The organism is Geodermatophilus sp. SYSU D01106, assembly GCF_054049995.1.
In genome coordinates this window covers 58,700-81,707 of record NZ_JBJGYM010000012.1, presented here as the reverse complement: position 1 = coordinate 81,707, position 23,008 = coordinate 58,700, and the positions used below count along the sequence as shown (strand labels likewise).

At 76.3% G+C, this 23,008-nt stretch carries 22 protein-coding genes; 15 read left to right on the top strand and 7 right to left on the bottom strand.

Annotated elements, in window-relative coordinates:
* Window positions 1-16 precede the first annotated feature (16 nt).
* Window positions 17-667: an FMN-dependent NADH-azoreductase gene (locus ACI78R_RS14215; RefSeq protein WP_073422668.1), complete on the bottom strand. Its 651-nt coding sequence runs from the start codon at window positions 665-667 to the stop codon at window positions 17-19.
* Window positions 668-812: 145 nt separating this feature from the next.
* Here ACI78R_RS14215 and ACI78R_RS14210 point away from each other — a divergent pair, with 145 nt between their 5' ends.
* From ACI78R_RS14210 to ACI78R_RS14195, 4 genes are all read left to right on the top strand, one after another.
* On the top strand, window positions 813-1,307 hold the full coding sequence (locus ACI78R_RS14210; RefSeq protein ID WP_217651356.1) for a MarR family winged helix-turn-helix transcriptional regulator: 495 nt from the start codon (window positions 813-815) through the stop codon (window positions 1,305-1,307).
* Window positions 1,308-1,417: 110 nt separating this feature from the next.
* Window positions 1,418-3,067: a carbamoyltransferase family protein gene (locus tag ACI78R_RS14205; protein ID WP_457041185.1), complete on the top strand. Its 1,650-nt coding sequence runs from the start codon at window positions 1,418-1,420 to the stop codon at window positions 3,065-3,067.
* 248 nt (window positions 3,068-3,315) lie between these two features.
* Entirely contained in the window at window positions 3,316-3,732 is a 417-nt protein-coding gene (locus ACI78R_RS14200; protein ID WP_245794884.1) for a DUF4383 domain-containing protein, read from the top strand.
* A gap of 195 nt (window positions 3,733-3,927) precedes the next feature.
* The gene (locus tag ACI78R_RS14195; RefSeq protein WP_073422671.1) at window positions 3,928-5,139 is read left to right on the top strand and encodes an acyl-CoA dehydrogenase family protein; all 1,212 of its coding nucleotides are present in this window, start codon (window positions 3,928-3,930) and stop codon (window positions 5,137-5,139) included.
* Window positions 5,140-5,196: 57 nt separating this feature from the next.
* On the opposite strand, the gene ACI78R_RS14190 is transcribed toward ACI78R_RS14195, so the two are convergent.
* Window positions 5,197-5,391 carry a hypothetical protein gene (locus tag ACI78R_RS14190; protein ID WP_245794889.1) on the bottom strand — a complete coding sequence of 65 codons (195 nt, stop codon included), beginning with the start codon at window positions 5,389-5,391 and terminating at the stop codon, window positions 5,197-5,199.
* An 86-nt stretch (window positions 5,392-5,477) separates the two neighbouring features.
* The gene (locus ACI78R_RS14185) at window positions 5,478-5,726 is read right to left on the bottom strand and encodes a hypothetical protein (protein ID WP_457041184.1); all 249 of its coding nucleotides are present in this window, start codon (window positions 5,724-5,726) and stop codon (window positions 5,478-5,480) included.
* A 113-nt stretch (window positions 5,727-5,839) separates the two neighbouring features.
* Between ACI78R_RS14185 and ACI78R_RS14180 the strand changes: the two genes are divergently transcribed.
* Together ACI78R_RS14180 and ACI78R_RS14175 are read left to right on the top strand one after the other, a co-directional pair.
* Window positions 5,840-6,133 carry an ArsR/SmtB family transcription factor gene (locus ACI78R_RS14180; protein ID WP_073422673.1) on the top strand — a complete coding sequence of 98 codons (294 nt, stop codon included), beginning with the start codon at window positions 5,840-5,842 and terminating at the stop codon, window positions 6,131-6,133.
* A complete protein-coding gene (locus tag ACI78R_RS14175; RefSeq protein ID WP_073422674.1) occupies window positions 6,118-6,510 on the top strand; it encodes a VOC family protein in 393 nt (130 codons plus the stop codon). The genes ACI78R_RS14180 and ACI78R_RS14175 overlap by 16 nt, the downstream gene beginning before the upstream one ends.
* A gap of 21 nt (window positions 6,511-6,531) precedes the next feature.
* Here ACI78R_RS14175 and ACI78R_RS14170 read toward each other — a convergent pair whose 3' ends face one another.
* Window positions 6,532-8,133, bottom strand: a complete 1,602-nt coding sequence (locus ACI78R_RS14170) for an LCP family protein (protein WP_457041183.1) — start codon at window positions 8,131-8,133, stop codon at window positions 6,532-6,534.
* A 243-nt stretch (window positions 8,134-8,376) separates the two neighbouring features.
* On the opposite strand from ACI78R_RS14170, the gene ACI78R_RS14165 reads away from it, so the two are divergent.
* Both ACI78R_RS14165 and ACI78R_RS14160 read left to right on the top strand, forming a co-directional pair.
* Entirely contained in the window at window positions 8,377-9,183 is an 807-nt protein-coding gene (locus tag ACI78R_RS14165; protein WP_457041182.1) for an exodeoxyribonuclease III, read from the top strand.
* Between the two features lie 96 nt (window positions 9,184-9,279).
* Window positions 9,280-9,576, top strand: coding sequence for an ANTAR domain-containing protein (locus ACI78R_RS14160; RefSeq protein WP_073422676.1), 297 nt, complete (start codon window positions 9,280-9,282; stop codon window positions 9,574-9,576).
* 37 nt (window positions 9,577-9,613) lie between these two features.
* Here the strand turns inward: ACI78R_RS14160 and ACI78R_RS14155 are convergent, their stop codons facing one another.
* Window positions 9,614-9,895, bottom strand: a complete 282-nt coding sequence (locus tag ACI78R_RS14155; RefSeq protein ID WP_457041181.1) for a hypothetical protein — start codon at window positions 9,893-9,895, stop codon at window positions 9,614-9,616.
* 48 nt (window positions 9,896-9,943) lie between these two features.
* The gene (locus ACI78R_RS14150; protein ID WP_073422678.1) at window positions 9,944-10,480 is read right to left on the bottom strand and encodes a gamma carbonic anhydrase family protein; all 537 of its coding nucleotides are present in this window, start codon (window positions 10,478-10,480) and stop codon (window positions 9,944-9,946) included.
* A 95-nt stretch (window positions 10,481-10,575) separates the two neighbouring features.
* Between ACI78R_RS14150 and ACI78R_RS14145 the strand changes: the two genes are divergently transcribed.
* The 6 genes from ACI78R_RS14145 (at window position 10,576) to ACI78R_RS14120 (ending at window position 19,802) form a co-directional block, all read left to right on the top strand.
* Entirely contained in the window at window positions 10,576-13,881 is a 3,306-nt protein-coding gene (locus ACI78R_RS14145; protein WP_457041180.1) for an ATP-binding protein, read from the top strand.
* A gap of 46 nt (window positions 13,882-13,927) precedes the next feature.
* The gene (locus ACI78R_RS14140; protein WP_457041179.1) at window positions 13,928-14,551 is read left to right on the top strand and encodes a LysE family translocator; all 624 of its coding nucleotides are present in this window, start codon (window positions 13,928-13,930) and stop codon (window positions 14,549-14,551) included.
* 2 nt (window positions 14,552-14,553) lie between these two features.
* Window positions 14,554-15,738: a spore photoproduct lyase family protein gene (locus ACI78R_RS14135; protein WP_457041178.1), complete on the top strand. Its 1,185-nt coding sequence runs from the start codon at window positions 14,554-14,556 to the stop codon at window positions 15,736-15,738.
* Window positions 15,739-15,760: 22 nt separating this feature from the next.
* Window positions 15,761-16,507: a peroxide stress protein YaaA gene (gene yaaA / locus ACI78R_RS14130; RefSeq protein WP_457041177.1), complete on the top strand. Its 747-nt coding sequence runs from the start codon at window positions 15,761-15,763 to the stop codon at window positions 16,505-16,507.
* Window positions 16,508-16,659: 152 nt separating this feature from the next.
* Entirely contained in the window at window positions 16,660-19,272 is a 2,613-nt protein-coding gene (locus tag ACI78R_RS14125; RefSeq protein ID WP_457041176.1) for a SpoIIE family protein phosphatase, read from the top strand.
* 83 nt (window positions 19,273-19,355) lie between these two features.
* Entirely contained in the window at window positions 19,356-19,802 is a 447-nt protein-coding gene (locus tag ACI78R_RS14120) for an iron chaperone (protein WP_457041175.1), read from the top strand.
* 12 nt (window positions 19,803-19,814) lie between these two features.
* On the opposite strand, the gene ACI78R_RS14115 is transcribed toward ACI78R_RS14120, so the two are convergent.
* Window positions 19,815-21,512 (bottom strand): DEAD/DEAH box helicase, encoded by a 1,698-nt coding sequence (locus ACI78R_RS14115; protein ID WP_457041174.1) that lies wholly within the window; start codon window positions 21,510-21,512, stop codon window positions 19,815-19,817.
* Between the two features lie 52 nt (window positions 21,513-21,564).
* On the opposite strand from ACI78R_RS14115, the gene ACI78R_RS14110 reads away from it, so the two are divergent.
* Window positions 21,565-23,004 (top strand): amidase, encoded by a 1,440-nt coding sequence (locus ACI78R_RS14110; protein ID WP_457041173.1) that lies wholly within the window; start codon window positions 21,565-21,567, stop codon window positions 23,002-23,004.
* Window positions 23,005-23,008: the final 4 nt, after the last annotated feature.

Here is a 23,008-nt window from a genome sequence, read left to right as displayed (position 1 = left end):
GCCGGCGCCCGGGACGTCAGCCGACCGGCAGCGCGCCCAGCGCCCGGCCGGCCTCGCGGGCGGCGCTCAGGGCCGCCACGTGCATCTCGGCGGCGGTGTCGGTGAACGCGTCCAGCGCCGGGTTGACGCCGACCAGCGTGAACTCACGCTCGACGACGGTCAGGTCGGCGCCCCAGACGTCGGCCAGGATCCGCCGCAGGTAGGCGGTGGAGTGGTCCCAGCCCTCGCGCGGGGTGCCGGCGCCGTAGGCCCCGCCGCGGACGGTGGCCAGCACGGTGGGCGTGCCGGCCAGCAGCGGCGCGGAGCCGCCGGCGGCGCGCGGGTCGGCGATGACCAGGTCCATCCACGCCTTCACGTGCTGCGAGACGCCGAAGTTGTAGAGCGGGACCGCGAGCAGCACGGCGTCGGCGCCCGTGAGCTCATCGACGAGCGCGGCGCTCAGCGCGACCGCGGCGCGCTGCTCGGGGCTGCGCAGCTCCTCCGGGGTCTGGGCGCCCGAGACGGCGGCGGCCCACGCGCCGGAGGGCAGCGGGTCGAGGCCGACGTGCCGGCGGACGACGTCGTCGCCGGGGTGGGACTGCCGCCACTCGGCCTCGACGACGTCGGCGATCTCGCGGCTGGCGGAGCCCTCGGGGCGGATGGTGGCGTCCAGGCGGAACAGGGTCACGGCGGTCTCCCAGGGAGGAGGTGCGGGGGCGTCCCCGGGTGGCGGCGCTGCCGGCGGGGCTCCCATACGTTCCGCTGTGAGATGTTCTGTGTCAAGAAGTTCTCAGGGCGGACGTGTCCTTGGCCGCCTCGGTACCGTGGAGGGCGTGACCGCGACCGAGGACGACGCGAGCCCCGCGTCCGTGCACTCGGCCCTGTCCGGCGACCTGACCTGGCTGGTGCAGCGCGTGGGCAGCGGCCTGGTCGGCGCGATGGACCACGTCGCCCGCGTGCACGGCGGCAGCCTGCGCAGCGTCGTCGTCCTGCGGCTGCTGGCCGCCTGCCCGCCGGCCACCCAGCTCGCGCTCGGCTCGTCCGCGGGCCTGGACAAGACGACGGTCACCTCCGCCCTGGACGCGCTCGAGCGCGCCGGCTGGGCGGTGCGCCGCCCGTCGGCGCACGACCGCCGCGTCCGGCTGGCCGAGATCACCGACGCCGGCCGCGAGTGGCTGGCCGCCGTCGAGCCCGAGCTCACGCGGGTCGAGGACGAGCTGCTCGCCGACCTCCCCGCTGCTGACCGCGAGCACCTCGTGCGCACCCTCCACCGGCTCGCCGCCGGCCGGTTCGCCAGCGCCGCGCCCCCCGCGGGGTCCTGCGTCTAGGTCGCCCGACCGGGCTCCCCCGGCCCGCTCGCCCTGCGGGACCGCCGCCGCGCGCCGAAGATCAGCCGCAGAGAGCCGGGCACGTCGCCCGGTGCGGGAGGAGAGCGCACGTGAAGGTCCTCGGCATCAACGCCATCTACCACGACCCCGCGGCGGCGCTCGTCGTCGACGGCAGGGTCGTGGCCGCGGCCGAGGAGGAGCGCTTCAGCCGGCGCAAGCACGGCAAGCGCCCGCTGCCGTGGAGCGCCTGGGAGCTGCCCGAGCTGTCGGCGGCGTGGTGCCTGAAGGAGGCCGGCATCCGCCCCGAGGAGCTCGACGCCGTCGCCTACTCCTTCGACCCCGCGCTCATGGGCACGCCGGAGGACTCCGGGCTGTTCGACGACGGCGACACGATGCGGAAGAAGTACGCCGAGATGGCGCCGGACTTCCTCGCGCACGCCCTCCCCGGGCTGGACCCCGCGAAGGTCCGCTTCGTCAAGCACCACGTCGCGCACGCCGCCTCGGCCGGCAAGGCCGCCCCGCAGCGCGACAACGCCGTCCTGGTGCTCGACGGCCGCGGCGAGGCGCACAGCCACCTCGCCGGCCGCTACGTCGACGGGCAGCTCGAGGTGCTGGCCGGGCAGTCGCTCCCCCACTCGCTGGGCCTCATGTACGAGGAGCTCACCGACCACCTGGGCTTCCTGCGCAGCTCCGACGAGTTCAAGGTCATGGCGATGGCCTCCTACGGCAAGCCGCGCTTCCTCGGCGAGCTGTCCGAGCTCATCCGCGCCACCGGCGACGGCGGCTTCCGCACCGAGCGGATCGACTTCTCCGAGTTCGCCCCCCGCCTCGGGCGGGACGAGCAGTGGACCGAGGACCACGCCGACCTCGCCGCCAGCGTGCAGACGCGGCTGGAGGAGGTGCTGGTCGACCTCGCCCGCTGGGTGCACGAGCAGACCGGCTCGACGACCCTCACGATGGCCGGCGGCACCGCGCTCAACTGCGTGGCCAACACCCGGATCCTCGCCGAGAGCCCGTTCGAGCACGTGTGGGTGCAGCCGGCCGCCGGCGACGCCGGCACCGCCCTCGGCGCCGCCCTGCACGTGGCCGCCGAGCTCGGCGAGCGCACCGAGCCGATGCCGGGCGCGGCCCTGGGCCGCGGCTGGAGCGACGACGAGATCGAGCGCTGGCTGCAGACCGCCGCCATCGACTACGAGCGTCCCGACGACGTCGCCGAGGCCGTGGCCGAGGTGCTCGCCGACAACGGGATCGTCGCCTGGTTCCAGGGCCGCAGCGAGTACGGCCCGCGGGCGCTCGGCCACCGCTCGCTGCTGGCCCACCCCGGCTTCGAGGCCAACCTCGAGCGGATGAACGACGTCAAGGGCCGCGAGCAGTTCCGCCCCGTGGCGCCCATGGTGCTGCTGGAGAGGGCGCCGGAGATCTTCAGCCGGGGCCCGATCCCCTCGCCGTACATGCTCTTCGTGCACGACGTCGCCCCCGAGTGGCGGGACCGCATCCCCACGGTCACCCACGTCGACGGCACGGCGCGCATCCAGACGATCGACCCGGACACCGAGCCGCTGGTGCACCGGATGATCGCCGCGTTCGAGCGGCGCACGGGCCTGCCGGTCGTCGTCAACACCAGCCTCAACACCGCCGGGCGCCCGATGGTCGACGACCCCCGCGACGCCCTCGAGTGCTTCGGCTCCGCGCCGGTCGACCTGCTGGCCATCGGCCCGTTCGTCGTCCGCCGTCCGGTGCGCACGCCCCGCCCCGAGTAGTCCCCACAGCGGTCCGCCCCTCCCCGGCCGGGGGAGGGGCGAACCGGATCGCCATCGGCTGCGAACCCCGTGTGCACGCCGCCCCCGGCAACGATCCGGCATCGGCGGTCCCCCGAACGGGGGTCCGGCGTTCCGGGCTGCCCACCGGGGGTAGCCACCCCAGGCGCCCGCCGCGACGGCGGGCGCACCACGGACACGGAGGAACGCACACGATGGCTACCACAGGCAACACCGGAGCCCGGCCGGGCATGACCTGGCCGCAGATGCTGGCACTGGCCTTCGGCGTCGTCTACCTGCTCGTCGGCATCGTCGGCTTCTTCATCACCGGCTTCGACGGGTTCGTCAGCAACCGCACGGCCGACGGCAACGACGACATGCTGCTCTTCTTCATGATCAACCCGCTGCACAACATCGTGCACATCGTCATCGGCCTGGCGGGCATCGTCCTGTCCCGCACGCTGGCCGGCGCCCGCACCTACGGCTGGCTGCTCGCGGTCGGCTACGGCGCGGCCTTCGTCTACGGCCTCATCGCCGCCGGCCAGGACTGGGACTTCCTGAACATCAACGCCGCCGACAACGTGCTGCACATCGCCACCGCCGTCATCGGCCTGGTGATCGCCCTCGGGCCCGTGAACAACACGGTCGCCCGCCCCACGCGCGCCTAGTCGGAGGGCCCTCCTGCCCCCCACCGCTCGCACGCTCGCGGCGGGACCCTGCGGGAGGGCCGTTGCAGCACCTCACACGAGCCGGTCCCCCGTCCGCGGGGGGCCGGCTCCGCTGCGTCCGGCCCCCGAGAGGACGCCGCAGGGGAGCCGCACCCCGGCGCGACGACCCGTCCGCCGCGGTCTACCTTCCGACGCATGGACTTCGCCCTCTCCGCCCGAGCCGAGGACGTCTGCGGCCGGATGTGGGACTTCATGCGTGAGCAGGTCTTCCCCGCCGAACCCGTCTACGACGCGTGGCGCGCCGAGCGCGGCCACGACGACCACGGTCACCCGCCGGTCCTCGAGGACCTCAAGAAGGAGGCCCGCTCCCGGGGCCTGTGGAACCTCTTCCACCACGAGCTCGCGGGGCTGACGAACCTCGAGTACGCGTCGGTCGCCGAGATCAGCGGCTGGTCGCCCACCATCGCGCCCGAGGCGATCAACTGCGGCGCCCCCGACACGGGCAACATGGAGACGCTGATGCTGTTCGGGACGCCCGAGCAGAAGCAGCGCTGGCTCGACCCGCTGCTGGAGGGCGAGATCCGCTCCGGCTTCGCCATGACCGAGCCGGACGTCGCCTCCTCCGACGCGCGCAACATCCAGACGTCGATCGTCCGCGACGGCGACGAGTACGTGATCAACGGCCGCAAGTGGTGGACCACCGGCGCCGCCGACGAGCGCTGCCAGATCTTCATCGTCATGGGCAAGACCGACCCCGACGGCCCGCCGCACCGGCAGCAGTCGATGGTGCTGGTGCCCCGCGACACCCCGGGCCTGGAGATCGTCCGGCACCTGCCGGTGTTCGGGTACCAGGACCAGCACGGCCACTCCGAGCTGCGCTTCACCGACGTCCGGGTGCCGGTCACCAACGTCCTGGCCGGCGAGGGCGACGGGTTCATGATCGCCCAGGCCCGGCTCGGCCCCGGCCGCATCCACCACTGCATGCGCGCCATCGGCATGGCCGAGCGGGCGCTGATGCTCATGGTCGAGCGGTCCAAGCAGCGGGTCGCGTTCGGCCGCCCGCTGGCCGACCAGGGCACCGTGCGTGACGCCATCGCGCGCTCGCGCATCGAGATCGACCAGGCCCGCCTGTACGTGCTCAAGACGGCGGACCTCATCGACCGCTTCGGCGCGAAGGGCGCGCGCACCGAGATCTCGGCGATCAAGGTGGCCGCGCCGCAGGTCGCGCTCGACGTCATCGACCGCGCCATCCAGGTGCACGGCGGCGCCGGCGTCAGCAACGACACGGTGCTCGCCCGCTTCTACGCCAGCGCCCGCACGCTGCGGATCGTCGACGGCCCCGACGCGGTGCACATCCGCGGCGTGGCCAAGGAGGAGCTCGCGCGCGAGCGCCCCTGGGTGGGCTAGGCCCCGCACGCGACGGGCCCGGCACCTCGCGGAGGTGCCGGGCCCGTCGTCGTCCGGCTAGATCTGCAGGTTGCCGCCGATCGCGCCGCCGGCGAGCTTGGCCTGCAGCGTCGAGCGGTCCAGGCCGGCCGCCTCGAGCGCGTCGGCGTGGGCGTCGGTGTCGATCTCGTCGGGCAGCTGCGCGTCGACGGCGTCGGCCCGGTCGTTGTCGCCCTCGGCCCGCAGCACCTTCACGAGCTCCTGCTTGCTCATCTTCACGCGCGTCTCCCGTCGTCGGACCCTGCGTCCCCCGGGAGTGTGGTGCCGGTCACGCGGCCGTCGCAAACGGGCGATCCGGTTCAGCGGGCGCGCGACCGCCGCAGCAGCACGGCGCCCGCGACCAGCAGTCCGGCGGCGAGGACCAGCTGCCCCGCGCCCACGCCGGACCGGCCGCTGCCGAACCAGGTGACCGACGTCAGCAGCAGCACGGCGCCGATGCCGAGCACCAGCAGCGCCACGAGCCGCTCGCGCCCGGCCACCCGGCCGCCGTCCCGGCCGCCACCGTGGCCGGCGCCGCGACCGTCACTGCCCCGCGGTGCCCCTGTCATGTCGCCTCCGCTCCGGCCGGGCGCCCGCCGCGGCCTCCCCGAGCCAACCAGACGCCGCCACCGGTGTGCGCGAGGTCTCGACAGGCAAGCGCTCACTTGCGTATGGTCCGGGCGTGGGCGACGTGTTCAAGGCCCTCGCCGACCCGACCCGCCGCGCGCTGCTCGACGAGCTGCAGGACCGGGACGGCCAGACGTTGTTCGAGCTGTGCACCCGGCTGCTGCACCGGGGCGTCTCCTCGTCGCGTCAGGCCGTCTCCCAGCACCTCGACGTGCTCGAGCAGGCGGGGCTGGTCCGGCGGCGGCGGGAGGGGCGCTACACCTTCCACTCCCTGGACACCTCGCCGCTGCGCGCCATCACCGAGCGATGGCGCATCGACCCCGAGGAGGGCCCGTGCGGATCACCCTGACCAGCGTCCTGGTCGACGACCAGGAGAAGGCGCTGCGCTTCTACACGGAGGTGCTGGGCTTCGTGAAGAAGACCGAGGTCCCCCTCGGTGAGCACCGCTGGCTGACCGTCGTCTCGCCGGACGCGCCCGACGGTGTCGAGCTGGTCCTGGAGCCCGGCGCCCACCCGGCGGTGCCGCCGTTCAAGGAGGCGCTGGTCGCCGACGGCATCCCGTTCACCTCGTTCACCGTCGACGACGTGCACGCCGAGGCCGAGCGGCTCCGGGCGCTCGGCGTCCGGTTCACCCAGGAGCCGCTGGCCATGGGCCCGGTGACCACCGCCGTCTTCGACGACACCTGCGGCAACCTGATCCAGATCGCGAGCGTGCCCGCGGCCTGAGCGGTCAGCCCGCCGCGGCGCTCAGCCGCGGCGGGTGGGGGGCTCGCCGGCCGCGAGCGCGGCCTGTGCCTGGGCCGGGTCGTAGGCACAGGCGTCGGCGATGTCGGAGGCCGGTGCCGCGCCCTCGACCGGCTGCGGCGGCGACCCGTTGGGCACCTCGGCGCCCGAGGCGCTGGTGCCCGGGGCGGGCGCCGGCGCCGGGGTCGACGTCGCCGTGCCGGCGAGGGTGTCCTGGACGATCTGGCGCATCTTCGGGAAGTCGGGGTACGCCGGGTCGATCAGGCTGGTGTCGAACACGACGCTGCGCACCTCGGCGTCCTTGACCAGGAAGGCCAGGTCGACGAAGTCGTCCAGCGCCGAGCGCGGGATGTCGGTGCTGACGATGTCCTGCGTCGTCGCCGCCAGCTCCTGGTACTGCTCGAGCAGGGTGATCGGGTCGGCGGCGTCGATGATCGCGTCGATGGTGCAGCGCTGGCGGGCCATCCGGTCGTAGTCCGTGAGGCCGAACCGCCCGCGGGCGAAGTGCAGCGCCGTCTCGCCGTTCATCGTCTGGTCCGGCCCCGGCGCGATGTAGCCGTCGGGCAGGATGCCGAGCGTCGGCTCGCCGTTGATCGGCACGTAGTAGTTGACATTGACGGTGATCCCGCCGAGCGCGTCGACCAGCCGGCTGAAGCCGTCGAGGTTGACCAGCACGAAGTAGTCGATGGGCAGGCCGAGGGCCTCGCCGACGCCGAGCTTGAGGAAGTCGGCGCCGGGGTCGTCGGTCGGGCCGAGGACGTCGGGGTGGTCGGCCGGGCCGTTGCGGTAGACGGCGTTGAGCAGGCTCTCGCTCTCGTTGCCGGACTCGAAGCCCTCCGGGTAGATCCCGGCCAGCGGGCTGTCGGCCGGGAAGGGCAGGTCCTCGAGGTTGCGGGGGAGGCTGAACAGCGTCGTCTCGCCGGTCTCGGTCTCGATGCTCGCGACGATGACCGTGTCGGTGCGCACGCCCTCCCGGCCCTCACCGCCGTCGCCGCCCAAGAGCAGCACGTTGACCCGCTCCTGGTCGCCGAAGGGATCCGGGGTGTCGACGACGGTGGCCGACTCGCGGTCCTCGGCGAAGACGCCCTCGAGCAGCCCGCGCTGGGCGGCGGCCACGGTGCCGACCCGGTAGGCCGGGTAGGCGACGGCCGCGACGAGCGCGGCGACGAGCAGCCCGCCGAGCAGGTGCCGGGGGCGGCTGCTGCGGCGCGGCAGCAGCGACCGGTAGCCGGTGACGATGACCGCGACCCAGGCGACGGCGAGCACGGCGATGCCGGCGATCAGCCAGACGAGCCCGGTGGAGTCGACGGCGAGCTGCACCGCGCTGCGCCGGCCCGCGGTGGCCAGCCAGACGGCCCCGCCGACGAGCAGCAGGGCCACGAGGAGCACGGCCGCGCCGATGCGGCGCCGTCCCGAGGCCAGGAAGGCGGTGCCGGGGAGGGCGGCGTTGAGGGCCGTGAGCCCGAGGACGGAGGCCATCGACCGGGACTCGCGACGCCCGTGCCGCGCCGCGTGCCCGCTCGCGGTGGCGGAGCGGCCCGCGGGGACGGGCGGCAGTTCGGGGGCCTCACCGATCGGGCGGGTGAGGTCCTGGTCGTCGGTCACGCACGCACCCGGGACGGGACGTGTCCGCTCTCCTGAGCTCGGCTCGTCCGGGTTCCGGTCACCCGGTCATGATCCCACTGCCTGGAGGCGGTCACGCCGGTTCCGTACCCCGCGGACCGACCGCGCACCCGATCGGACGTGAGATGCGTCTCCCCAGGTCACGGGCGGTATCCGGCCGGGGGCCGCCCGTGACGGTCACCACCGGGGAGAGGGTGTCGGCGCTGTCTCCTAGGCTCGGGTGCCGTGCGACTGGCCACCTGGAACGTGAACTCGATCCGCACCCGCGTCGACCGGGTGGCCGCCTGGCTGCAGCGCCGCGACGTCGACGTCCTGGCGCTGCAGGAGACCAAGTGCCGCGACGACCAGTTCCCCGAGGAGCGGTTCCGCGAGCTCGGCTACGAGGTCGCGCACGTCGGCCACTCGCAGTGGAACGGCGTCGCCGTCGTGTCCCGGGTGGGGCTGGCCGACGTCGAGGCCGGGTTCCCCGGCATGCCCACCTGGGCGACCAAGGAGGGCGCCGAGCCCGCCGCCGAGGCGCGTGCCGTCGGCGCCACCTGCGACGGGGTGCGGGTGTGGAGCCTCTACGTGCCCAACGGCCGCCAGCTCGGCGACCCGCACTACGACTACAAGCTCGAGTGGCTCTCGGCGCTGCGCACCGCGGCGGGCGGCTGGCTGGCCGCCGATCCCGCGGCGCAGGTGGCGCTGGTCGGCGACTGGAACATCGCCCCGCAGGACGACGACGTCTGGGACATGTCGGTGTTCTCGCACTCCACGCACGTCTCCGAGCCCGAGCGGGCCGCGTTCCGCGCCGTCGTCGAGACCGGCTACGCCGACGTCGTCCGCCCGCTGGCGCCCGGTCCCGGCGTCTACACGTACTGGGACTACACGCAGCTGCGCTTCCCGCGCCGCGAGGGCATGCGGATCGACTTCCAGCTCTGCTCCCCCGCGCTGGCCGGCCGGGTCACCGCCGCGCTCATCGACCGCGAGGAGCGCAAGGGCAAGGGCGCCAGCGACCACGCGCCGGTGGTCGTCGAGCTGTCCGACCAGTAGGTCGGCCGACCGTCGGGCGAGCTGCCCCGGCTCGGGCCGATCTCCCGGAGTGGCGGTGAGGCGCGACGTCGCCGGTTTACTCTGTAAACTGCTTCCGTGTGCGGCGGGGGTGACGCGGCGACCGACGTGGTCCGGCTCCGCGAGGAGCTCGCCGCGGCCGTCTCGCGCGCGGACGACCTCGAACGGGCCCTCCTGAGCAACCGCCGGATCGCGATGGCCGTGGGCATCGTCATGAGCCGGTACCGCGTCCACGAGGACGAGGCCTTCACCCGCCTGCGCCAGGTCAGCCAGCGGAGCAACGTCAAGCTGCGAGACGTGGCGGACCAGGTCGTCTACACCGGGGACCTGCCGGTCGTCCCCGCACCCCGGGACGGGTCCCGGGAGCCCCGGTAGCCCGTCGGGGAGCGGGTGCCCGTGGCACGACGGCCGGTCACCCCGCGGCGGGCACGGCCCCGGCGGCCCGCGGCGCGGGTGTCCCGGCGGCCTCCGGCGCCGGGGGCGGCGACGTCGTCACCGACGCCTCGTAGCACCACCACACCCGGCCCCGGGTGTCGCGCTCGCGCCGGGGCGCGGACACCCGCAGCCCCGCCCCGTCCGGCTCGCCGTCGTCACCGGCGTCCGCCAGGCAGCGGTCCAGCTGGTCGCGCAGCGCTCCCGCCGCCCGTCGACCGTGCCTGCGCCGCAGTGCCGTCACCGCCCAGTAGGTCGCCATGGCGCACAGGGTGGGGCCGGGCGGTGTGGCCGTCGTCACCCCGAGGGGTCAGACGCCGGGATCGGGCAGGCGCTCCACCGTCGCCGCGTGCCGGCGGGCGAGCTCCTGGTAGATCGACGGGTTGCCGTCGACCCACACCGCGGCGCCCTCGGTGAGCGGGCCGCGCACCTTGGCGGGGGCACCGAAGGCGAGCACCTCGTCGGGCACGACCATGCCCGGCGGCACGAGGCTGCCGGCGCCGATCAGCGACCGCCGTCCGATGCGGGCGCCGTCCTGCACGGTCGTCCCGTTGCCGATCAGCGCCTCGGCACCGATCACCGAGCCGTGGACGACGCACACGTGCCCGACGGTCGCGCCGGGGCCGACCTCGGTGACCGGGTCGTCGCCGCCGTGCAGCACGGAGTTGTCCTGCACGTTGGCGCCGGCGCGGACGACGATCGCGCCGAAGTCGGCGCGCAGCACCGCCCCGTACCAGATGGAGGCACCCGCCTCGACGACGACGTCGCCCACCAGCGTGGCCGTCGGCGCCACCCACGCGTCGGGGTGCACCTGCGGCGATCGGCCCTCGAAGGAGAACAGCGGCACGGTCGCGCAGCCTAACGGGCGGGCGCCGGCCTCCTGTCCCCGCTGACCTGCGCAGACGTCTCCCCAGGCGGCCGGGACGGCGCTATCGTCCCGCCGTGCTGGTGGTGCGCGTCCTCGGCGGACTCGCACTGGAGCACGCCGGCGAGCCGCTGGAGCCGCCGGGGAGCCGCCGGGCCCGTGAGCTCCTGGCGCTGCTGGCCGTCACTCCCGGGCGCTGCTCCCGCGGGCTGCTGGCCGCGCGGATGTGGCCGGACGTCCCCGAGGCCGGCGCCCGGACCGGTCTGCGCGGCGCGCTCGCCGAGCTGCGGCGCGGGCTCGGGCCGCACGCCGCCGTGGTGCGAGCCGGCCGCGACGACGTGGGCCTCGACCCGGCCGCCGTCCGGGTCGACCTCCGCGGGTTCCGGGCCGCCGCGGACGCCGGGCGCTGGGCCGAGGCGCTGGCGTGGGACCGCGGCACGCTGCTGCCCGGGCTGGAGGCGGAGTGGGCCGAGGAGGTCCGCGCCGAGCACGCCCGGTCCCTGCTGCAGGTCCTGGCCGAGGCCGCGGCCGGTCACGAGGCGGCCGGGCGGCTGCGGGAGGCCGCGGAGCTGGCCGCCCGCCGGGTGCGCGCGGACCCACTGTCGGAGCAGGCCGGCCGCGAGCTCGTCCGGCTGCTGGCCGCTGCCGGCGACCGGGCGGCCGCCCTGGATGCCGGCCGGGCGCTGGCCGAGCGGCTGCAGCGGGAGCTGGGTGTGCCGCCGGACCGCGAGACCGCGGCGCTGCTCGACGGCCTGCGCCGCGCGCGGGCCGCCCCGGCCGGTGACGACGCCGTCTCCGGGCCGACCGCCCCGGCGCTGGGCGACCTCGCGCCGGCGGAGTTCGTCGGGCGGGACGGGCCGCTGGCCGCCGTGCGCGCCGCCCGCCGCGCCCCGCTGCCGGCGATGGTGCTGGTGCGCGGGGAGGCCGGCATCGGCAAGACCGCGCTGGCCGCCGTCACCGCCCGCGAGGCCGTCGCCGAGGGCTGGACGGTGCTGCACGGCCGCTGCGACGAGGAGTCGATCGTCCCCTACTGCGCGTGGGTCGAGGCCCTCGGGCCGGTGGTCGACGGACTCGACGACCGCGCCGCCGCCCGGGTCGTCGACGACGGCGGGGGCGGGCTGGTGCGGCTGTTCCCGCGGCTGCGGCGGGGGCGGCAGGGACCGGAGGTCACCGAGGACGCCGACACCGAGCGCTGGCGGCTCTTCGAGGCCGTCGCCCGGTTGCTGGCCGGCCTGGCCGCCCGGGCGCCGGTGCTGCTGGTCCTGGAGGACGTCCACTGGGCCGACCGCTCCACCCTGCTGCTCCTGCGCCACGTGCTGCGCACCTCGCAGGAGACGGCCTGCGCCGTGCTGGTGACGGCCCGCCCGGAGGAGGCCGGCGAGGAGGCGCTGCTCCCGGCGCTGCTGACCCAGGAACGCCGGGAACGGCGGCTCACCGAGGTGGACCTCGCCGGGCTGAGCGAGGCCGACGTCGGCCGGCTGGCCCGCCGGCACCGCGGCGGCAGCGACTGGTCGCGGTTCGTGCGGGCGCTGCACGCCGAGACCGAGGGCAACCCGTTCTTCGTGCGCGAGATCCTGCGCAACCTGCCGACCACGCCCGACAGCGCGCCGCTGCCGCCGGCCGGCGGGTTCGACGTGCCCGACGGCGTGCGGGAGCTGCTGCAGCGCCGGCTGCGGCGGCTGGACCCGGTGGCCCAGGACGTGCTGACGCTCGCCTCGGTCGTGGGCCGCGACGTCGACCTCGGGACCCTGGAGGCCGTCGGGACCTGGGCCCCGGACCACCTCGTCGACGCACTGGACGCCGCCACCGCGTCCGGCCTGCTGACCGAGCAGGGCATCGGCCGCTGGTCCTTCCCGCACGCGCTGGTCCGCTCCGCCCTCTCCGACGGGCTCTCGCGCACCCGGCGCGCCCGGCTGCACGCCCGCGTGGCCGACGCGCTGGAGCGACGCGGTGCGGCCGGTGCCGCCGAGATCGCCCACCACCTCCTCGGTGCCGGCGACCCCGCCTCGGTCGACCGCGCGGTCGGCTATGCCCGGCAGGCCGCCGCCGAGGCCGTGGCCCAGGCCGCCTACGCAGAGGCCGCCGCCGTGCTGCGGCGGACCGTCGACGCCGTCACCGCCGTCCTGGGCGCCGACCCGCACCGGCTCGGCCCCCTGCTGCTCGAACTGGGCGAGGCGCTGTCCCGCGCCGCCGACACCGCCGCGGCGCGGGAGACGTTCACCGAGGCCGCCGAGGCCGCCCGCGCCGTCGGCGACCCCGCCTGGCTCGGTACCGCGGCCCTCGGGCTCGCCGGCCCCTCCTGGCAGGGCTTCGGCACCGTCGACGCCGAGGTCATCGGCCTGCTGGAGGACGCCCTCGCCGTCGTCCCGCCCGACCGGCCGGCGCTGCGCGCGCGGCTGCAGGCGCGGCTGGCGGTGGCCCTGTCCTTCGCGCGCCGCCCCGAGCGCGTGCAGGAGCTCACCGCCGCGGCCCTCGACGCCGCCCGCGGCCTCGGCGAGGGCCCGGTGCTGGCCGCCGCCCTGGAGGCCCGCCTGTGGGCGACCTGGCACCCGCACGGGGTGGCCGAGCGGATCGCGCTGGCCGACGAGCTGCTCGACGTCGCCCGGCGGGAGGACGCCCCCGAGACGGCCGCGGTCGCCCGGCGCTGGCGGGTGGTCGCACTGCTGGAGGCCGGGCGCATCGAGGAGGTGTGGCCGGAGACCGCCCGGCACGCCGAGGAGGCGGGCCGGCTGCGGATGCCCTACGAGCTGATGTACGTCGCCGTCTTCACGACGATGCGCGCGCTGCTGGAGGGCCGGCTCGCCGACGCGCAGGCGTCCGCCGAGCACGTGCGGACCTTCGCCGAGCTGCGCGGCGGCGCGGACGCGGTGCAGTTCGGCGGGGTGCACGCGCTGACGCTGGCCTCCCTGGCCGGCGGCCTCGCCGCGATGGCCGACCCACTGCTCGGCTTCGCCCGCGCCTACCCCGCGCTGCCGGCCTGGGGCGGCGCCGCCGCCTACGCGCTCGCCGTGGCCGGCCGGACGGACGAGGCGCAGGCGGAGGTCGACGCGCTGTGGCCGCCCGAGGAGCGGCTGCCCGTGGACGCCGTCCTGCTCCCCGGCCTCGTCTTCCTCGCGATGGCCGTCACGGCGCTCGGTGACCGCGAGCGGGCCGCGCACCTGTACCGGCTGCTGGAGCCGCTGGCCGGGCGCACCGTCGTCCTCGGGGCCGGCGGTGCCGTCTGGGGCACCACCGACGCCCGTCTCGCCGAGCTCGCCGAGACCGCCGGCCGCCCCGGCGCCGCGGCCGCCCACCGCGCCGCCGCCCGCGCGGCCCTGCGGGCCCTCGGCGCGGACCCGGAGCTGTTCGCACGCAGCGCGCACGCGGTCCCCACGGTGCACTGACGCGGGACGCACGCTGCCCGCACGCACGCCGAGCAGCCTCCGCTGCATGCCCGCCTCCGCCACCCTGCTGCTGTACGTGCTGTCGACCGCGGCGCTGCTCGCCGTCCCCGGCCCGTCGGTCGTCTACGTCGTCGCCCGGGCCGTCGAGCACGGCCGCGCGGCGGGCCTGGTGTCCGTCCTCGGCCTGGAGACCGGCGCCCTGCTGCACGTGCTGCTCGCCGCGGGCGGCGTGACCGCCGTCCTGGCCTCCTCCGAGTGGGCCTTCGCGGTGCTCAGGTACGGCGGCGCGGCCTACCTGCTGTGGCTGGGCGTGCGGCAGCTGCTGTCCCGCCGCCGCCCGGCCGGCGCCGGCCCCGCGGCCACCCCGGCGTCCCGCCGGCGGCTGTTCCGCGACGGCGTGCTGGTCGACCTGCTCAACCCGAAGACCGGGCTGTTCTTCCTGGCCTTCCTCCCGCAGTTCGTCGACCCGGCCGCCGGGCCGGTGGCACTCCAGGTGCTGGTCCTCGGCCTGCTCTTCGTGGTCATGGCGACGGCGACCGACAGCGCCTACGCGCTCACCGCTGCGGCGCTGCGGAACCGGGTCGCCCGGCCCGCGTCGGGGCGGCCGGTGCTGCAGCGGACCACCGCCGTCGTCTACTGCGGCCTGGGCGGGCTCGCCGCGGTCGTCTGACCGTGACCGTCGTCATGCCGGGCCGGGGCAGCGGGAGCCCCGGCCCGGCGTTCTCCCTGGTGATGACCGCGCCAGCCCTCCTCACCGCGCCCGACACCGCCGCCGCGCCCGCCGTCCCCGCCCCGTCCCGCCTGTGGACGCCGAAGCGCGTCCTGGTCACCCGCTCGGCCGCCGAGCGCCCGCACGGGCGGCGCGTGCTGTCCCGGCTCGAGGCCGCCGGCGTCGACGCGATCGAGCTGCTCCCCGGCGACCGGCTCCCGTCGCTGCGCGGCGACGACGACCGCGCCGCGTTCATGGCCGCCAAGGACACGATGGCCCTCGTCGTCCCGCCGCCGTCCAAGCGCAAGCTGCAGCCGATCCCGCCGTCGGCGGACTTCCGCCTCGACCTGGCCGAGGGCTGCCCCGCGCACTGCCAGTACTGCTACCTCGCCGGCTCCCTGTCCGGCCCGCCGATCACCCGCGTGTGGGCCGACCTCGACGAGGTGCTCGAGGGCCTCGACGACCACGTCGGCCGGGGGACCGTCACCTCCGGCACGCTCGAGCGCGGCGGCGAGGGCACGACGTTCGAGGCGTCCTGCTACACCGACCCGCTGGCCATCGAGCACCTCACCGGCGGCCTGTCCCGCATGGTCGAGCACTTCGGCACGCACGCGTGGCCCGGCCCCGTGCAGCTGCGCGCCACGACCAAGTTCGACGACGTCGCGGGCCTGCTCGACCTCGCCCACGGCGGCCGCACCCGGCTGCGCTTCTCGGTGAACGCCACGGCCGTCGACCGGCGCTTCGAGGGCGCGACGGCGAAGGTGCCCGCCCGGCTCGGCGCGCTCGCGGCGGTGGCCGCGGCCGGCTACCCGGTCGGCGTCACCATCGCGCCGATCATGCCGGTGGACGGCTGGCGCGAGCAGTACGCCGAGCTCCTCGACGGCATCGCCGCCGCCGTCCCGGCCGGCCACGACCTCACCGTCGAGTGCATCACCCACCGGTTCACGCCGGGCAGCAAGGAGACGCTGCTCGACTGGTACCCGCGCACCAAGCTCGACATGGACGAGTCCCGCCGCACCACCAAGCGGGGCAGGTTCGGCTCGGTCAAGCACGTCTACCCCAGGGAGACGATGGCCGAGCTGCGCGGCTGGTTCGAGCGCGAGGTCGCCGAGCGGCTGCCCGGCGCCCGCCTCCTCTACTGGACCTGAGCGCTCCGTAGCCTGGCCCCTCGTGCTCGTGCTCCTGCCCCCGTCGGAGACCAAGTCGCCCGACGGCGACGGCGCCCCGCTGGACCTGGCCGCGCTGTCCACGCCGGAGCTGACGCCGGTCCGCGAGCGGCTGGTCGGCGCGGTCGTCCGGCTGGCCGCCGACCCGCCCGCCGCCCGCGCCGCGCTCGGCCTCTCCCCCGCCCAGGACGTCGAGGTCGCGCGCAACGCGGCGCTGTGCACCAGCCCGACGAAACCCGCGATCGAGCGCTACACCGGCGTCCTCTACGACGCCCTCGGCATCCGCACGCTCACCCGCGCGCAACGGGCCCGCGCCGACCGGCGGCTGGCGGTCGGCTCGGCGCTGTTCGGGCTCGTCCGGGCCGGCGACGCCATCCCCGCGTACCGGCTGTCGGCGGGCTCCGCGCTGCCCGGGCTGCCCACCCTGCGCGCGCTGTGGCGGCCGGTGCTCGGCCCGGTGCTGGCGGCGAGCGGCGAGCTCGTCGTCGACCTGCGCAGTGGCGCCTACCAGGCGCTGGCCCCGGTGCCCGGCGCGGTGACCGTCGACGTCCTCAGCGAGCGACCCGACGGCAGCCGCACCGTGGTCAGCCACGCGAACAAGGCGCACAAGGGCCGGGTGGCGCGGCTGCTGGCCACCACCACCGCCGAGCCGGACTCCGCCGTCCGGCTGCGGGCGCTGCTGCGCCGTGCCGGGTTGCACGTGGAACACGACGGCGGGACGGCGCTGACGCTGGTGCTGCCGCCCGCCTGAACGCGCGTCGCCACGCCGGGTGAGACGTGACGCACCCCGCGTGAGCCCTGTTGCCCACAACGGGCGGCGCTTACGATGTACGCGCGCCCGGACCGAGACACGGCCGGAGGCGCGGTGGTACGAGTCGGCCCCGAGCCGGACGGAGAGGTTCGGTGGACGACACGACCCGGCCCCACGGCACGGGGCCGGTCGCGAGCACGCGCGCCGCGGCCGAGGTCCTGCAGGCCGACCGGTCCCGCACGCGCGCGGCGCGCCGGCTCCGCCTGCGGGACGCCAGCGCCGCCCTCGACCGGCTGGCCGAGCTCGCCGCCCGGCTGCTCGGCGCCCCCATCGCGCAGATCTCCCTGCTCGACGACGTCGAGGTAATCGTCGCCGGCGCCGGGCTGCCCCCGGGCACGGTCGGCCGCGAGGCACCGCTGGACGCCACCGCGTGCGCGGTCCCGGCCGCCGAGGGCATGCCCGTCGTCGTCCCCGACGTGCACGCCGAGCCCCGCGCCACCGACCTGCCGCAGGTGCGGGCGGGCATCGTCGGCTCCTACCTGGGAGCGCCGATGGTCGACTCCGACGGCTTCGTCGTCGGCGTCGTCTGCGTGGCCGCCCCGACGCCGCGGCCGTGGTCGGACACCGACGTCGCCACCCTGCGCCAGCTCGCCGCCGCCGCCGTCACCGAGCTCGAGCTGGCCGCGCTGCGCACCGCCTACGAGGGCGACCGGCTGCGCTACGGCCTGGCGATCGACGCCGCCGGCATCGGCACCTTCGACTGGGACCTGCGCACCGGCGAGCTCACCTGGGACGACCGGCTCATCGAGATGTTCGGCTACGACGCGGAGTCCTTCGGCGGCACCATCGAGGCCTTCAACGACCGCGTGCACCCCGACGACCTGCCGCGCGTCACCGACGCCCTGCAGGCCAGCATCGCCGCGCTCGGCGACTACGAGGCCGAGTACCGCGTCGTGTGGCCCGACGGCGAGACGCGCTGGGTGCAGGCCCGCGGCCGCACGCTGCGCGACGGCGACGGCGGCGCCGCCCGGGTCCTCGGCGCCGCCTACGACACCACCGCCGAGCGCGCCGCCGGCCTGCGGGTCACCCGCGTGCTCGAGGCCATGCCGGCCGGCTTCTACTCCCTCGACCGCGAGTGGCGCTTCACCCACGTGAACGCCGAGGCCGAGCGCCTGCTGGGCCGCGGCCGCGACGACCTCCTCGGCCAGGAGCTGTGGACGGCGTTCCCGGCGGCCATGGACGGCGCCTTCGAGACGCACTACCGGGAGGCGGTGCGCACCGGGAAGCCGGTGCAGTTCGACGCGCACTACCCCGCGCCGCTGCACGGCTGGTACGAGGTCCGCGCGTGGCCCAGCCCCGAGGGCCTGTCGGTGTACTTCCTCGAGGTCACCGAGCGCCGCCGCGTGCAGGACCGCGCCGAGCGGGGCGCGCAGCGGCTGGCGCTGCTCGCCCAGGTCAGCGCCGAGCTCGCCGGTGCGCTGGACGCCCAGACCGCCACCGCGCACCTGCCGCGGCTGGTCGTGCCCGCGCTGGCCGACTGGTGCATCGTCACCGTCGTCGACCCCGACGGCCGCCCCCGCGACGTCGGCCACTGGCACGCCGACCCGGCGGCCCGCCCGCTGGTCGACCGGTACGCAGGCGCCCGGATCGACGCCATGCCGGTCACCGCGCCGCTCATGCGGGCCCTGCTCACCGGCGAGGCCGTCATGGAGCGCACCCGCGCGGTCGTCGACCTGCTGCCCGAGGGCGAGGCCCGCGACCTGCTCACCGCGCTCGCGCCGGAGTCCGCCGTCGCGCTCCCCCTGCGCGGCCGCGACCGGACCCTCGGCGTCATGACCCTCTACTTCCGCCGGGGCTGGGCCCCGCGGGAGGAGGACCTCGCCACCGCCCAGGACGTCGCCGACCGGGCCGGCCTGGCGCTGGACAACGCCCGGCTCTACGGGCAGCAGCAGGCGCTGGCCGAGGGGCTGCAGCGCAGCCTGCTCACGGAGCCGCCGGAGCCCGACCACGCCGAGATCGCCGTCCGCTACCTGCCGGCGGCCGAGGCGGCGCGGGTCGGCGGCGACTGGTACGACGCGTTCCTGCAGCCCGGCGGCGCCACGATGCTGGTCATCGGCGACGTGGTCGGCCACGACACCGAGGCCGCCGCGGCGATGGGCCAGCTGCGTGGCCTGCTGCGCGGCATCGCCACCTACAGCGACGCCGGCCCCGGCGAGGTGCTGCGCGGCCTGGACGCCTCCATGGCGCTGCTGCAGACCCACGTGATGGCGACCGCCACCGTCGCCCGCTTCGAGCAGACCGCCGACGAGCTCGAGCGGGGCGTCACCCGGATGCGCTGGGCCAACGCCGGGCACCTGCCGCCGCTGGTCATCAACCCCGACGGCAGCGTGGCCGAGCTGGCCTCCTGGCGCGGCGACCTGCTGCTCGGCGTCGACCCCGAGGCACGCCGGGAGGAGTCGGTGGTCACGCTCGACCGCGGCGCCACCGTGCTGCTGTTCACCGACGGGCTCATCGAGCGGCGCGACGCCGACCTCGACGCCGGCATGGCCCGGCTGCGCGAGGCGCTGCGCGAGCTCGCCGGCCGGCCGCTGGACGAGGTGCTCGACGAGGTGCTCGACCGGCTGGTGGACGGCCGCCCGGAGGACGACGTCGCGCTGGTCGCCGTCCGGCTGCACCGCCAGGACCGGCCGCGGCCGCTGGACGCCGGCCCCAACCGGGTGCCCGACGTCGTCCCCGACGACCCCGCGAGTACGGCCCCCCGCTGACCGGTCAGGAATCGAGAAGCCCCCGGAGCCGGCCGGGCCCCAGGATCGTCGCCAGGACACCGGACGACGAGAGGGAGCGGGACGTGACCAGAAGCGACGTCGAGGAGAGCACCGGCTTCAGCGCCGAGGAGCGCGCGGCCATGAGGGAGCGCGCGGCCGAGCTGCGCGCCGAGGGGCGGAAGGGCGCGAAGAAGGCCGACGGGCTGACGGCGGTCCTCGACCGGATCGCGGAGATGGCGCCGGAGGACCGGGCGCTGGCCGAGCGGGTGCACGTCGTCGTCACCACGCACGCCCCGCACCTGGCGCCGAAGACCTGGTACGGGATGCCCGCCTACACGAACGCCGAGGGGAAGGTCGTCGTCTTCTTCCAGGACGCCGGCAAGTTCGGCACCCGCTACTCGACCCTCGGCTTCAACGACGCCGCGACCCTGGACGACGGCGACCTGTGGCCGGTGTCGTTCGCGCTGCGCGCGTGGGGCCCGGCGGTGGAGGAGCGGGTGGTCGGGCTGGTGCGGACCGCCACGGCCTGACCGCCCGCCTCCTCAGTCGCGGCCCTTGTCGCGGCGCACGGTCACCTTCTTGCCCTTGACCGAGCTCGCCTTGAGGGCGGCGATGACCTCCTCGGCCGCGGCGGCGGGCACCTCGACCAGGCTGAAGCGCTCGGCGATCTCGATCGCGCCGACGTCGCGGCCGCGCAGGCCGGTCTCCCCGGCGATCGCGCCGACGAGGTCGCCGGGCCGCACGCCGGCGCTGCGGCCGGCGCCGATGAACAGCCGGACGCCGTCGCCGGAGCCGCCCGACCGGGACCTGGGCGCGCGGCCCTGACCGCGGTCGCCGTCGCGCTGCGGGCGCTCCGGCCGGAGGGTGACCTCGGGGATCTCCTCGTCGTCGTCCGGGCCGGTGGTGGCCTCGTGGGCGAGCTTGACCGCCGCGAGCGCCACCTCCATGACGTCGAACTCGTCGGTGAGCGTCTCGACGACGGCGCGGAAGCGCTCGAGGTCGTCGCCGAGCAGGCTCTCGCGCAGCGCGGCGCGGGTGAGCTCGAGCCGGCGGGCGCGCAGATCGGCGACGGTGGGGACCCGCTCGACCTTGATCGGGGCGCCGGTGACGCGCTCGATGGTCTTGAGCATCCGGTGCGCCCGCGGCTCGACCAGCGTGATCGCCACGCCCTCGCGCCCGGCCCGGCCCACGCGGCCGATGCGGTGCACGTAGGTCTCCGCCGCGGCCGGGACGTCGTAGTTGACGACGTGGGTGAGCTGCTCGACGTCGAGGCCGCGGGCGGCGACGTCGGTGGCGACCAGGAGCTCGGCGGTGCCGCCCCGCAGCCGGCCCATGACGCGGTCGCGCTGCTCCTGGCTCATGCCACCGTGCAGCGCCTCGGCCCGGTAGCCGCGGCCGTTGAGCGTCTCGGTGAGGTCGTCGACCTCGTCGCGGGTGCGGCAGAAGACGATGGCCGCCGTCGGGCTCTCGACGTCGAGCACGCGCCCCAGCGCCGCCGGCTTGGCCGCGCGGGAGACGACGAAGGCGGTCTGGCGCACCCGCGGCGCCTCGCCCTCGGTGGGCACCTCGCGGGCCACCTGGATGCGCAGCGGGTCGCGCAGGTGGCGGCGGGCCATCGCGTCCAGGCGGCGGGGCATGGTGGCGCTGAACAGCACCGTCTGCCGCTCCTCGGGCACCTCGTCGAGCAGCGCCTCGAGGTCCTCGGCGAAGCCCATGTCGAGCATCTCGTCGGCCTCGTCGAGCACCACGGTGGCGACCCCGCCCAGGTGCAGGCTGCCGCGCTGCAGCAGGTCCAGCGCCCGGCCGGGGGTGGCGACGACGACGTCGACGCCGGCCTCCAGCGCGCGCAGCTGGCGCGGGATCGGCTGGCCGCCGTAGACGGGCACCACGCGGGCGCCGAGGTCGCGACCGTAGCGGTGCAGCGCCTCCGACACCTGGATGGCGAGCTCGCGGGTGGGCACGAGGACCAGGGCCAGCGGGTCGCCGCCGGGGCGCTCGTCGGGCAGCCGCTGCAGCACCGGGAGCGCGTAGGCGGCGGTCTTGCCGGTGCCGGTGGCCGCCTGGCCGAGGAGGTCGCGGCCGGCGGCCATCGGCGGCACCGCCTCCCGCTGGATCGGCGTGGGCTCCTCGTAGCCCAGCCGCGTCAGCGCCGCCAGCAGCTCCTCGCGCAGCCCGAGGTCGGCGAAGGTCACCGCCTGCTCGTCGTGCTCGGTCGCCTGGCCGCTCGTCTCGCCGTCCACCCGTCCAGTGTCGGCCATGTGCCCGCCCGGCCCGACGTGGCACCCTCCCCGGGTGACCCCCGCGACCGCCGACCCCGCCCCCGACGCAGACCTCTGCCTCCGGCCGGCCACCGAGCTGGCCGCCCTCGTGCGGAAGAGGGAGGTGTCCGCCCGCGAGCTGCTCGACGCGCACCTCGCGCGCATCGAGCGGGTCGACCCGCAGGTCAACGCGATCGTCACGCTCGACGCCGAGGGCGCGCGGGCCGCCGCGGACGCCGCCGACGCGGCGCTCGCCGCCGGGGAGCCGGTCGGGCCGCTGCACGGGCTGCCCGTGGCCCACAAGGACACCCACGCCACCGGCGGCATGCGCACCACGTGGGGCTCGCCGCTGCACGCCGACACCGTCCCCGCGCGCGACGAGCTCGTCGTCGAGCGGCTGCGGCTCGCCGGGGCGATCCGGGTGGGCAAGACCAACGTGCCGGAGTTCGCCGCGGGCTCGCACACGTTCAACACCCTGTTCGGCGCGACCCACAACCCCTACCGGCACGGGCTGTCGGCCGGCGGGTCCAGCGGCGGCGCCGCGGCCGCGCTCGCCGCCGGGCTGGTGCCGCTGGCCGAGGGCAGCGACATGGGCGGCTCGCTGCGCAACCCGGCGGCCTTCTGCAACGTCGTCGGGCTGCGGCCCACCCCCGGCCGGGTGCCCACCTGGCCCGCGGCGATGGGGTTCTCGACCCTGTCGGTGCAGGGGCCGATGGGGCGCACGGTGGCCGACGTCGCCCTGACCCTCTCGGCGATCGCCGGGCCCGACCCGCGGGTGCCGATCTCGCTGGCCGACGACCCGGCCGGCCTCGCCGCGCCGCTGCCGGAGGACCTGCGGGGCCTGCGGGTGGCCTGGGCGCCCGACCTCGGCGGGCTGGTTCCGGTCGACCCGGCGATCCCCGCCGTGCTGCGCGGGGTGCTGCCGGTGGTGGAGTCCCTCGGCGCCACCGTGGAGGAGGCCTGCCCGGACCTGCGCGAGGCCGACGAGGTGTTCGGCACGCTGCGCGCCTGGCTGTTCGAGGCGACGTTCGGCGAGGCCGTGCGCCGCTCGCCGGACAAGGTGAAGGCGGCGATCCGTGGCAACGCGGCGATCGGCGCCGCGCTCACCGGCGCCGACGTCGGCCGGGCGGAGGTGGCGCACACCCGGCTGTACGAGCGCGTCGTCGGGTTCTTCGACCGCTACGACGTGCTGCTCGCGCCCACCACGCAGGTGCTGCCCTTCCCCGTCGAGCAGGAGTACCCCACGGAGGTCGCCGGGGTGCCGCAGGCCGACTACCTCGGCTGGATGCGCGCCTGCACGCTCGTGTCGGCCACCGGCTGCCCCGCGCTGTCGCTGCCCGGCGGGTTCACCGCCGACGGGCTGCCGGTGGGCCTGCAGGTCGTCACCGCGCCGCGGGCCGACCGGCGGCTGCTCGAGGTCGCGCACGCGATCGAGCAGGCCACCGGCTTCGGCCGCCGCCACCCGGTCCTCTGAGACC

What these genes read in the sequence shown, in the direction of transcription:
- ACI78R_RS14200 (WP_245794884.1), top strand. Translation starts at nt 3,316, where the DNA reads ATGACCTGGCCGCAGATGCTGGCACTGGCCTTCGGCGTCGTCTACCTG.
- ACI78R_RS14195 (WP_073422671.1), top strand. Translation starts at nt 3,928, where the DNA reads ATGGACTTCGCCCTCTCCGCCCGAGCCGAGGACGTCTGCGGCCGGATG.
- ACI78R_RS14190 (WP_245794889.1), bottom strand. Translation starts at nt 5,391, where the DNA reads ATGAGCAAGCAGGAGCTCGTGAAGGTGCTGCGGGCCGAGGGCGACAAC.
- ACI78R_RS14185 (WP_457041184.1), bottom strand. Translation starts at nt 5,726, where the DNA reads ATGACAGGGGCACCGCGGGGCAGTGACGGTCGCGGCGCCGGCCACGGT.
- ACI78R_RS14155 (WP_457041181.1), bottom strand. Translation starts at nt 9,895, where the DNA reads ATGGCGACCTACTGGGCGGTGACGGCACTGCGGCGCAGGCACGGTCGA.
- ACI78R_RS14140 (WP_457041179.1), top strand. Translation starts at nt 13,928, where the DNA reads ATGCCCGCCTCCGCCACCCTGCTGCTGTACGTGCTGTCGACCGCGGCG.